The sequence below is a fragment of the Maribacter aquimarinus genome (genome assembly GCF_047345505.1).
Lineage (GTDB): Bacteria > Bacteroidota > Bacteroidia > Flavobacteriales > Flavobacteriaceae > Maribacter.
In genome coordinates this window covers 57,450-68,524 of record NZ_JBLFEO010000008.1, presented here as the reverse complement: position 1 = coordinate 68,524, position 11,075 = coordinate 57,450, and the positions used below count along the sequence as shown (strand labels likewise).

Annotated in this window: 11 protein-coding genes; 6 read left to right on the top strand and 5 right to left on the bottom strand. The window is 52.0% G+C overall.

The genetic code is table 11. The features are described 5' to 3' along the window. Nucleotides 1-4: 4 nt before the first annotated feature. The 3 genes from porG to ACKWCC_RS07720 all read right to left on the bottom strand — a co-directional run bounded on the left by porG (nucleotide 5) and on the right by ACKWCC_RS07720 (nucleotide 2,344). Complete coding sequence (gene porG, locus ACKWCC_RS07730) at nucleotides 5-703, bottom strand: type IX secretion system protein PorG (RefSeq protein WP_413995342.1); 699 nt, start codon at nucleotides 701-703, stop codon at nucleotides 5-7. 101 nt (nucleotides 704-804) lie between these two features. Beyond that, complete coding sequence (locus ACKWCC_RS07725) at nucleotides 805-1,686, bottom strand: NAD kinase (RefSeq protein ID WP_413995341.1); 882 nt, start codon at nucleotides 1,684-1,686, stop codon at nucleotides 805-807. A 1-nt stretch (nucleotide 1,687) separates the two neighbouring features. Continuing rightward, on the bottom strand, nucleotides 1,688-2,344 hold the full coding sequence (locus ACKWCC_RS07720) for a CBS domain-containing protein (protein ID WP_413995340.1): 657 nt from the start codon (nucleotides 2,342-2,344) through the stop codon (nucleotides 1,688-1,690). Between the two features lie 95 nt (nucleotides 2,345-2,439). On the opposite strand from ACKWCC_RS07720, the gene ACKWCC_RS07715 reads away from it, so the two are divergent. From ACKWCC_RS07715 to clpX, 6 genes are all read left to right on the top strand, one after another. Beyond that, entirely contained in the window at nucleotides 2,440-3,150 is a 711-nt protein-coding gene (locus ACKWCC_RS07715) for a pyridoxine 5'-phosphate synthase (protein ID WP_413995339.1), read from the top strand. Beyond that, nucleotides 3,147-3,923, top strand: a complete 777-nt coding sequence (locus ACKWCC_RS07710; protein ID WP_413995338.1) for an alpha/beta fold hydrolase — start codon at nucleotides 3,147-3,149, stop codon at nucleotides 3,921-3,923. Before ACKWCC_RS07715 ends, ACKWCC_RS07710 begins: the two co-directional genes overlap by 4 nt. A 224-nt stretch (nucleotides 3,924-4,147) precedes the next feature. Next, nucleotides 4,148-4,489 (top strand): phage holin family protein, encoded by a 342-nt coding sequence (locus ACKWCC_RS07705; protein ID WP_413995337.1) that lies wholly within the window; start codon nucleotides 4,148-4,150, stop codon nucleotides 4,487-4,489. Nucleotides 4,490-4,570: 81 nt separating this feature from the next. After that, nucleotides 4,571-5,893, top strand: a complete 1,323-nt coding sequence (tig, locus tag ACKWCC_RS07700; RefSeq protein ID WP_413995336.1) for a trigger factor — start codon at nucleotides 4,571-4,573, stop codon at nucleotides 5,891-5,893. Between the two features lie 89 nt (nucleotides 5,894-5,982). Then, nucleotides 5,983-6,663 (top strand): ATP-dependent Clp endopeptidase proteolytic subunit ClpP, encoded by a 681-nt coding sequence (gene clpP / locus ACKWCC_RS07695; RefSeq protein ID WP_413995335.1) that lies wholly within the window; start codon nucleotides 5,983-5,985, stop codon nucleotides 6,661-6,663. 86 nt (nucleotides 6,664-6,749) lie between these two features. Beyond that, entirely contained in the window at nucleotides 6,750-7,985 is a 1,236-nt protein-coding gene (gene clpX, locus ACKWCC_RS07690; RefSeq protein ID WP_413995334.1) for an ATP-dependent Clp protease ATP-binding subunit ClpX, read from the top strand. Nucleotides 7,986-8,752: 767 nt separating this feature from the next. Here the strand turns inward: clpX and ACKWCC_RS07685 are convergent. Both ACKWCC_RS07685 and ACKWCC_RS07680 read right to left on the bottom strand, forming a co-directional pair. Continuing rightward, nucleotides 8,753-9,316, bottom strand: coding sequence for a hypothetical protein (locus ACKWCC_RS07685; protein WP_413995333.1), 564 nt, complete (start codon nucleotides 9,314-9,316; stop codon nucleotides 8,753-8,755). A gap of 217 nt (nucleotides 9,317-9,533) precedes the next feature. Further along, nucleotides 9,534-11,060, bottom strand: coding sequence for a GH3 auxin-responsive promoter family protein (locus ACKWCC_RS07680; protein ID WP_413995332.1), 1,527 nt, complete (start codon nucleotides 11,058-11,060; stop codon nucleotides 9,534-9,536). Between the last annotated feature and the right edge of the window lie 15 nt (nucleotides 11,061-11,075).

Below are 11,075 nucleotides of genomic sequence, written 5' to 3'. Positions count from 1 at the left end.
TTGCTTACTCAAAGCAATCCATGCAGGGCTTTCTGCCAAATGTGTAGGTCAAGGTAACGCCAGAAAAAACGTACCAATCGTCATTGAACACATTGCCAAAGGCGGGGTCAAAAAACTCCCCAACGTTCAGCTTTACGGGATTGCTGGCATCCAGATTGTCCGTAAAGGTATATCTGGCACCGATTTCGGCCCCAAAAATAAGAAACTGATTGATACGAACCTTTATTCCGGCCGTCATTGGTATGGCAAAGGCGCCATCGGTCTGGTCCGCATCCACGAATTCGCCTATATTGTTGAAGTAGTCGTAGCCATACCTAAAGTAGGTGACCCCGGTGTAAAGGTAGGGCGTAAAGGCCGGGCCCAATTTGTGCAGGTTGTATTCCAAAAAATTGAACTCCAGCCCGGCGGAGGCCTCCAAAATGTTGTTGTTGACCACATAACCGCGCTCCTGCCTGGAGGTGGCGCTGGCCAGGGCATCGTCCGCGGTGACATTGCCGTAGAGGAGACTGCCGCGCCAAGCATAGCGCTTGCTCTTGTTCCACTTGAAGATACCCCCGAAGACGGCGTCCGTGGGAAGGATGTAATTGGTCCTGCCCACATCGGAAATCATGTTGGCACCCCCCACAAAAGCGCCGATCTCATAGGTCTGTGCCTGCAGCGTTGCCACGGTGCCAAGAAGAAATAAAAGAATATACTGCCTCATAGATAGCTACAACTTCCTTTTCGTTTTTTTTGGTTGGGAACGGGCATTGCCAACTCCAAAAGGTAAACAGGATTTGGCGCTTTTTATTGTTTACGGGAAGCTCAATTGCGCCTGTCCTCGCCCCACAGCAGTTTATTTCTCAGGGTCTTTAAAAAACTTTCGGAGGTGTACTCTATCATCTTAATGGTAAAGGGCGCTTTTTTAATGCTTATTTCCTGACCGTTCTCAAAGGAGGCAATGCGGCTGTCCAAGGAGACCAAGTGGTTCTCTTCCCTCCCGGAGACCACCAGCCTGATCAGGGTATCGTCTGAAATGACCAAGGGCCTGGCATTGAGATTGTGCGGGGCAATGGGCGTGAGCACCAAGGATTTGGCCGTGGGCACCACTACCGGGCCCCCGCAGCTCAGGGAATAGCCGGTGGAGCCAGTAGGGGTGGACACAATGAGCCCGTCTGCCCAATAGGAGGTAAGGTACTCCCCGTTTAAATAGGTGGCCACGGTGATCATGGAGGTGGTGTCCTTTCTGCTCACCGCAATCTCGTTCAGCGCAAAATTGAGCTCCCCGAACTGGGCCTCCAGCGAGGCCGTGTTGAGCTGCACCAAGCTGCGCTCCACTATGGTATAGTGCCCTTTTACGAACTCCAGCACCACCCGTCTCACATCTTCCTTGTTAAAGGTGGAGAGAAAGCCCAGCCGGCCGGTGTTTACCCCAACAATGGGTATGCCCAGGTCCCGGACAAAGGTGGTGGCCCTGAGAATGGTGCCATCTCCGCCAAAACTGATGAACATGCCAAAACTGCTGTCCAAACCCGTATGCAGGGTAAAGGTGGCGTAGCTGGTCTTGTAGCCCTTGGCGAGGTACATGGCGTAAAATTCGGCCTCCATGAACACCTGTGCCCGCTCCTTTTCCAGTTCCTGCAACAGGGCCTCCAGGTAATCCAGGGCAGTGTCTTGGTACGTCTGTCCGTAGATGGCGACCTTCATCCTAAACGTTTAGGTATTTGTCCAGGTAAGCGGAACGCTTTTTCAGATCCTCCAAGAACTGGTCGTCACTGTTGCCAAAGAGTATGTGGTAGTTGTAGCGCCTAAAGGTCTGGACCACTTCGTTGAAGTTGGCCGTGCTTATCTTAATGGTCACCTGCACCACATCGTTTTGGGTATCGGTGATAAAGCCGCCCAGGAACTTGGCGTTGTTGCTCTCCACGATCTGTGCGATCTCGCTAAAGGAATAGTCCTTGATGCCGGTGGCCACCACCAAGATGTTGCCCGGATCCGTAAAGAACGGGGTCTCTATGAAGATGCTAACAATATCGGTGAGGTCGTAGTAGCCCACCACGTTTTCCTCCTTTCCCAAAATGGGAACAAGGTTGGCATCGTTTCGGGCAAACACCTCCATGACATCCAGCCAATTGGTCTCCTCTTTGACAAAAAAGGTCTCCAGGTCATAACGGTAGTCGGCAATCTTGGCCTGGGCATCCACCAAGGCCACATCGCTCTCGGGGAACATCCCCAAATAGCGGCCCCCTTCCACAATGCCCACGTGGGAGGCCGTGCTGTCCTTAAAGAAGGACAACATATTGGCAAAGGTTTCCCCGACTTCAAAAACGGGCAAATTTTCAATAATGTGGTTGCGTATCTGCATGGGTGTTTTTCTAAGGTGCAAAATAATGATTTATCTTATCAAAAGGTGTGCCTTCTTTGTATTTTTGCGGCCAGTAGGACCTCAAAAACGATAAGATGGCACAGCTCAGTGTAAATATCAACAAAATAGCGACCTTGAGAAACGCCCGCGGCGGCAACATGCCCAATTTGCTCAGTATGGCCGAGGACATTGAGCGCTTTGGAGCGCAGGGCATTACCATACACCCCAGGCCGGACGAACGCCACATCCGCTACCAGGATGCACGGGATTTGAAGAACGTGGTGACCACCGAATTCAACATTGAGGGCAACCCCGTTCCCAAGTTTGTGGACTTGGTGCTCGAGGTACGCCCCACCCAGGTGACCTTGGTGCCCGATGCCGTGGATGCCATTACCTCCAATGCGGGCTGGGACACCGTGAAACACCGCCAATTCCTGAGCGGTGTCATTGGCCGGTTCAAGGAAGCCGGCATCCGGACCTCCATTTTTGTGGACGCCGAACCCGAAATGGTCAGGGCCGCCAAGGACACGGGCACCGACCGCATTGAGCTCTACACCGAAAGCTATGCCACGGGCTACCCCAAGGATCGGGCGGCCGCTGTGGCCCCCTTTGTGGCCGCTGCCGAGACGGCCAGGGAAGTGGGCCTGGGCCTCAATGCGGGGCACGACCTGAACCTGGAGAACATTGCCTATTTTAAGCAAATGGTGCCGGCACTCCTGGAAGTCTCCATTGGGCATGCGCTCATCTGCGAATCGCTCTATCTGGGCCTGGAAAACGTGGTGAACATGTACTTGAACAAACTATGAAACACCCCCTCTTACATTCAAAAATTCTGGGAGCTGGCACCCCACTGTGCATTTTGCACGGATTTCTGGGGATGGCAGACAATTGGAAGACCTTGGGAAACGCCTATGCGGAACAGGGTTTTCAAGTGCACCTGCTGGACCAGCGCAACCACGGCAGGAGCTTTCACCACCAAGACTTCAACTATGGCCTTATGGCGATGGATCTTTTGCACTACCTGGAGGAGCACCAAATGGCCAAGACCCATATCATAGGCCACTCCATGGGCGGGAAGACGGCCATGCAGTTTGCCTGTGCCCACCCGGAGCGTACGCACAAATTGGTGGTGGCAGACATTGCCCCCAAATACTATCCGCCCCACCATCAGGACATCATCAACGCCCTGAACGGCATGGACTTGGATGCCGCCAGCTCCCGTTCCGAGGCCGACGCACAGCTAAAAAAGGGAATTGCCCAGGCCGGCATACGGCAGTTTTTGCTCAAAAACCTCTATTGGACGCCCCACAAAAAATTGGCCTTCCGCTTCAACTTACCGGTACTGAACGGGAAAATGGCCGAAATTGGGGAGAACATTGGCAGTACGGAGCAATTTCATGGGCCCACCCTCTTTTTGCGCGGAGAGCGCTCCGAGTACGTCACGGATGCCGATGAACAGGACATTCTAAGGCATTTTCCGGCGGCCAAGATAGAAACGGTGCCCAGGGCGGGGCACTGGTTGCACGCGGAAAACCCAAAAGATTTTTTTGATCGCAGCATGGCGTTTTTAAAGCCTTGAGCACCCCCTTGGACGGCCCAGTGCCTGCCGTGGCCCATTGAAAATGGCCCAGTGGCACGGGAGGGCCAACCGCCCCCTTGCCCCATTGGAACGGACAGTACGGGAACATAGGCACAAGTCCAGCGAAAACAAAGCGCCCATCCCTTGCCCCGCCCCTTGCATTTATTTTATACTTTTATGTGCTGCGGGGCCGCCCGCCGACCCAAAACCCTAAAACCGAACCGATGAAAATGATCTTGAGAATTTTATTGAGCGCCCTGGCCGTGGTGATCTTGGCCAACGTGCTCCCCAATGTGTATGTGGACTCCTACCTCACCGCCATCATTGTGGCCGTGGTGCTGAGCCTGCTGAATTTCTTGGTGAAACCGATCCTGGTGATCCTGACCCTTCCCGTGACCATCCTCACCTTTGGGCTGTTCCTGCTCATCATCAATGCCCTGATCATTCTCTTGGCCGATGGGCTCATTGACGGGTTTGAGGTGAGCAGTATTTGGTGGGCCCTGCTGTTCAGCCTCTTGCTGTCCTTTTTGCAATCCATTTTGTTTTCCCTGCTCAAGGAAGAATAGCGGCTTTTAAAAACTTGTGCCACAGTATAAAATACACTAATTTTGCCTCCCATTTTATTTTAGCATAATAGCACGAATCCCATGAACATTACAAAAGAGCAAATAGACGAGTTGAACGCGGTGGTCAAGGTGGCCCTTAGCAAGGAAGATTACCAGGACAAGGTAGATGCCATTTTAAAGGACTACCGCAAGCAGGCCAACATTCCGGGCTTCAGGAAGGGACAGGTGCCCATGGGCCTCATAAAGAAGCAATACGGCAAAGCCGTTTTGGTGGACGAGGTGAACAAATTGCTCCAGGACAACCTGAACAAATACCTGACGGAAGAAAAATTGGATGTTCTTGGGAACCCCCTCCCCAAACAACAGGACGACTTCAACTGGGAACAGGACGAGCTCTCCTTTGAGTTTGAACTGGGCCTTGCCCCCGCTTTTGAAGTTCCCCTAAAGACCAAAAAAGCCATTACCCACTACAAGATCACCGCAGACAAAAAGATGATCGATGAGCAAGTGGAGCGCATACAAAAGCAGTACGGCAAGCTGGTGCAGAAAACCGAGGTGGGCAAAAATGACGAGGTCAAGGGCACTTTTACCAACGCCGAGGAGGAGATCGATCACAGCTCCCTTTTGGAGATGGACCAATTGAAGAGCAAAAAGGCCATTTCCGAGCTCAAGGGCAAGAAAGTGGGCGACACGGTGAGCTTGAAAACCAAGGGCCTTTTGAAGCAGGACCACTTGCTGGGCAGCCTTTTGGGCGTGAGCCGTGAAAAGGCCGAAGCGTTGGACACCACGGTACAGTTCACCATCTCCGAGATCAACGAGCGCGAACCCGCCACCCTGGATCAGGAGCTGTTTGACAAGCTGTTCGGAGAAGGCAAAATTACCTCTGAAAAAGCGATGCGGGAGAAAATAAAAGAGGATTCCGAAAAGCAGTTTGAACAGCAGTCGGACCAAAAACTGCTCAACGATGTCACCGAGCATTTCATAGAGCACGTAAAATTTGACCTGCCCGCCGGTTTCTTGACCAAGTGGATACAGATGACCGGGGAGAAGCCCCTTTCCGAGGAAGAGGCGAGCGAGGAGTACGAAAAATCCGAAAAAGGCCTACGCTACCAGTTGATCGAGGGAAAAATCATCAAAGAGCATGACCTACAGGTGCAATTTGACGAGCTCAAGGAGTTTGCCAAGGGCTTCATCAGGAGCCAAATGGCACAATTTGGCCAACTGGATCCCCAAGAGGAAGAATTGGACAACATTGCCGCCAGGGTGCTTGGCAACCAAGACGAAGTAAAAAGGCTTTCCGAGCAATTAATGAGCCAAAAGCTATTGGGACTCTACAAGGAAAAGGCCAATCTAAAGGTCAAAGAGGTCACCTACGAGAAGTTCGTGAAAGAAGTGTACGGGTAGCATCCAAGAATAATTAAGTATCTTTACAGTTCCGAAAAAATAGATTTCGGGGCCTTTTTTTGAAGGTAAAAAACACGAAGCACCAATTTATGGATTACGGAAAAGAATTCAAGAACTACGCCATAAACCACCAAGGCATCAGCAGCACCTACTATGACAAGATCATGAGCAGCATGTACCCGGTGAACATGACGCCCAACATCATCGAGGAAAGACAGCTCAATGCCATTGCCATGGATGTTTTTTCCCGGCTCATGATGGACCGCATCATCTTTTTGGGAACGGGCATAAACGATCAGGTGGCCAATATTGTGCAGGCGCAGTTGTTGTTTTTGGAAAGCGCGGATGCCTCCAAGGACATACAGATATACATCAATTCCCCGGGCGGCAGTGTCTATGCCGGTCTGGGCATTTATGACACCATGCAGTTCATAAAACCGGACGTGGCCACCATCTGCACCGGCATGGCGGCCTCGATGGGCGCCGTATTGCTCTGCGCCGGCGAGAAGGGCAAGCGCAGTGGCCTTACCCACAGCAGGGTCATGATCCACCAGCCCATGGGCGGTGCCCAGGGACAGGCGAGCGACATAGAAATTACCGCCAGGGAAATATTGAAGCTCAAGGACGAGCTCTATGCCATCATTGCCAAACATTCCGGGCAGACCGTGGAAAAAGTGCACGAAGACAGTGATCGTGATTATTGGATGAAGGCCGAGGAGGCCAAGTCCTACGGCATGATCGATGAAATTCTGGTGCGCGATAAGGAGTGATGGCCCAGAGCGATCAAAAAAATGAGATTCCATTAGACCAAAAATGCCCTTGAGGCGTTATAGGTTACCAACAGTTACCGTTATTTATGGCCAAGGAAAATTTAGAATGCTCTTTTTGCGGCAGAAAAAAACCGGAGACCAATCTACTGATCGCCGGGCTGGATGCGCACATCTGCGATCGGTGCATTGAACAAGCGCACGGCATTGTGGCCGAAGAGAGCCGCCAGAGCAAGACCAACGACCTTTCCTCAGAGCTCGTACTAAAAAAGCCCCAAGACATCAAGGCCTTCCTGGACACTTTCATCATAGGGCAGGAACGGACCAAAAAAGTGATGTCCGTGGCCGTTTACAATCATTACAAACGGCTGTTGCAGCCCTCTTCCAAGGAAGATGACATTGAGATCCAGAAAAGCAACATCATCATGGTGGGGCAAACGGGAACGGGCAAGACCCTTATGGCAAAGACCGTGGCCAAGATGCTCAATGTGCCCCTGGCCATTGTGGACGCCACCGTGCTCACCGAAGCCGGTTACGTGGGGGAAGACGTGGAGAGCATCCTTACGCGTTTGCTCCAGGCCGCAGACTATAACCTTGAAAAGGCCGAACGCGGCATTGTCTTCATCGATGAGATAGACAAGATCGCCAGAAAGAGCGACAATCCTTCCATTACCCGTGACGTGTCCGGTGAGGGCGTGCAACAGGGTCTCTTGAAATTGTTGGAGGGAACCGTGGTGAACGTACCGCCCAAAGGCGGCCGTAAACACCCGGACCAAAAGTTCATTGAGGTGAACACGGAGAACATCCTCTTCGTGGCCGGCGGCGCCTTTGACGGCATAGAAAGGGCCATTACCAAACGCCTTAACCTCCAAGCCGTGGGCTACAGTGCCTCCAAGGCAGACGCGGAGCTGGACAACAGCAACATCTTAAAGTACATTATCCCCAAGGACCTGAAAGAATTTGGGCTGATTCCCGAAATCATAGGTCGCCTCCCGGTGCTCACGCACATGAACCCACTGGACGAAAAGACCTTGAGGGCCATATTGACGGAGCCAAAGAATGCCATCATAAAGCAGTACGAAAAGCTTTTTGCAATGGACGACATCACCTTTAGCATCACGGAGCAAGCGCTGAGCTACATTGTTGAGAAGGCCATAGAATACAAACTCGGGGCCAGGGGGCTCCGATCCCTGTGCGAGGCCATTTTCACCGATGCCATGTTTGAACTGCCCAGCAGTGACGTGTCTGAATTCAAGGTGACCAAAACCTATGCCGAGCAAAAGCTCTCCCACGACACCATTAAGAAGCTGAAGGCCGTCTCCTGACCACTGACCGGACCCCAATGACGCACCCTTGGTTCCCCGTGGGCCACCGGAACATGGCTTCTGTGCCCCGGCAGCATGGTTTGCCAATGTAAAACGGGCACCACCCCGATGCCAGCAAAACACGGCTGTGCCCAACGCTGGCAAGGCACCAAAACTTCAAGCACAGCCTTGCACCCATACCTCCCCCATAGTTGCACAGGCATATGATCCCTCTGGATGATGCCTTAAACCCAGAATAAGGAATAGAAATTCCCCGCCTGAAAGGAACGGGCAGGTATTACGGCTGCAAATCCCTGCAAAATCAATCGTTGCACTGACTTTGGCTCACTCACCGTAGCGATGGCTACCCGCCCGTACCGAACGATACGTTCGGACGGGCCTGCCCGACTGAGTCATTCAGGCGGGCGCCTCAATCGCAAAAGTCTTGGTTTTATTGGGGGTTACCCCCATTGCATCAAGACAATGCCATACCGTATGGAGGGAAAAAGGAAACCATGTGTTTTTGTGCCCGCCACGCATGTGTTGGGCCAGCACCCTAAAGTCGTATAAAATATACCTGGGAAAGCATCCCCGATGCTGAAGGAAACACTCGACGGAAAGCATTCCCGCCAAAAGAGCGCCAGACCATGGTCCAGGGAGATGGTCTTGGACCGCACACCCCTATCCATCGCCACCCATAGGAGGGTCCAGAGAATTACTCTGGGTTAAGGAGCACGGAACATGGGTGCCAAAACCTGAAAAAAGAGCCCTAGGGCGTCAAGGAATGGTTAGACCGCTTTTTTTTTCTCGGGTTTCTCGATCTTGGTCACTTGTGCCAGCAGTTCCAGGCAGACTTTTTGGATCACCTTTTCATCGGTGTAGAGCGTACGGCCGAAATTGGGCATCAACTCTACGTCCACCCCCAAGTTTTTGCACCAACTGTCGTTGGGTTTATGATCGTCATTGCCCCCGTACAAGAGATTGTAGGCACCCAGGTTGGGCTTTTCCTCCTTGATCCTTATCCGAGTGGCGGACACGCCGTAATAATAGGACATCTTGAGGCCCTTTTTGGCGGCCTCCCACACGATGGTGGCGCCGGTACCAAAGGCCAGATAAAAGGCCGGTGCCGTCTCTTTTTTCAATAGATGGGCCACGGCGGTGTCGATGCCCTCGTTCACAAAAGCCTGGTGCACCGTTTCCTCGGTTTGCACCTGTATGTCCAGATTGGCCAACTGTTGGCTGTCATAAAAGGTAATGTCAAAATACTGCTGGAGATAGCCCAGGTAAGAGGTAATCCACAATCCCTTTTTGGTGCCCCACATATCGGATACAATCACTAATCTTTGTGCCATGGCATTCCTTGTTTTTAATGGTTAGTTATGATGTGCCGCCACTAAACTGCATCAATAACGCCAAAAACAATTATTTATTTGTTCAGCTCCCCCATTTTCTCGTTGTAATCCATCAATGGCATTGGGTTGTTTTACGGCATCGGGAAAACAAAACGCTCCCTGGCACAAAGGGAGGTCTCAAGGCCCTGGACCAATCCCACACCGGAAATGGCAACGACTAGGATGCGGTGCTCCGGTTCATTTGCAGAAGCTCTTCCAGATAATCGCGCTTATTGGACAACCTTGGGATCTTATGTTGCCCGCCCAATTTGTCGTGCGCCTTGAGCCAATCGTAAAAAAGATTTTCCCTGGCCAGGTGCACCTTGGGCATGGTAAGGGTGGTGTTGTTGTAGCGTTTTGCCTCGTAGTCGGAATTCAGGGCCTTGAGGGCGTTGTCCAAGAACTCGGTGAAATAACTGAGGTCTTCCGGTGGCTTCCGGAACTCAATGATCCATTCATGGCCCCCTTTTTCCTTACCGGACATAAAGATGGGGCCGGCCGTATAGTCCTTTATTTCGGCCCCGGCCTTTTGGCAAACGGTCTTCAAGGCCTCCTCGGCGTTCTCAATGATCAACTCCTCGCCAAAGACATTGATATGGTGCTTGGTACGGCCGGTGACCCTGATGCGATACGGATTCTTGGAGGTAAAGCGCACGGTATCGCCGATCTTGTAGCGCCATAGGCCCGCATTGGTGGTAATGACAATGGCGTAGTTTGTTCCCACCTGCACCTCCCAAAGGGGAATGGCCCGCTCATTGGGCGTGCCGTAGCCCTCCATCGGGATGAACTCATAGAAAATGCCGTAATCCAACATGAGCAATAGGTCTTGTTCGTCATTGCGGTCCTGGATGGCAAAAAAACCCTCTGAAGCGTTGTAGATCTCGTAATACCTAAATCTCTTGCGGGGCAAAAGCTTGGCGTACTGTTCTCGATAGGGGCTAAAGCTCACCCCGCCGTGGAAATAGACCTCCAAGTTCTCCCATACCTGGAAAAGGTGTTCCTTGCCGGTCTCCTCTAGCACATTGTTCAGCAATACCAGCATCCATGAGGGCACGCCGGCCAAACTGGTCACGTTCTCCTGAACGCTTTCCTGAATGATGGCCCTGAGCTTGGTCTCCCATTCGCTCATCAAGGACACCTTATTGCTGGGCGTACTGCTAAATTCTGCCCAAAGCGGCATGTTGTCTATTAAAATGGCCGACAGGTCCCCGAAAAAAGACCCATTGTCCTCATAGAGCTCCTTGCTCCCACCAAGGCGCAGGCTCTTTCCCGTGAACAGTTGGGAATTCTCGTTGTTGTTCAAGTAAAGGCACAGGAGGTCTTTGCCCGATTTAAAATGGCAGTCTTCCAAGGCCTCGGTGCTCACAGGAATGAACTTGCTCTTGCTGTTGGTGGTGCCACTGCTCTTGGCAAAGAGCTTTACGCTGGTGGGCCAGAAAAGGTTCTGTTCGCCCAAGCGGGTGCGCTCTATCATCGGGGCCACCTCTTCATAGGACACTATGGGCAGCCGTTCCCGGTAGGTTTCATAAGAGCCAATGGAATCGAACCCATAGGACTTGCCCATCTCCGTGTCTTCCGCAAACTCCAGCAATTGCAAAAGCACCTCTTCCTGGACCTCCTCCGGGTACTTCAAAAAAAGCTCTATTTGGTGATAGCGCTTTTTAAGCAACCAGGAGGCAATGGAATTGAACAGCGGAATGGGCATTTTTGGGTATCTTTA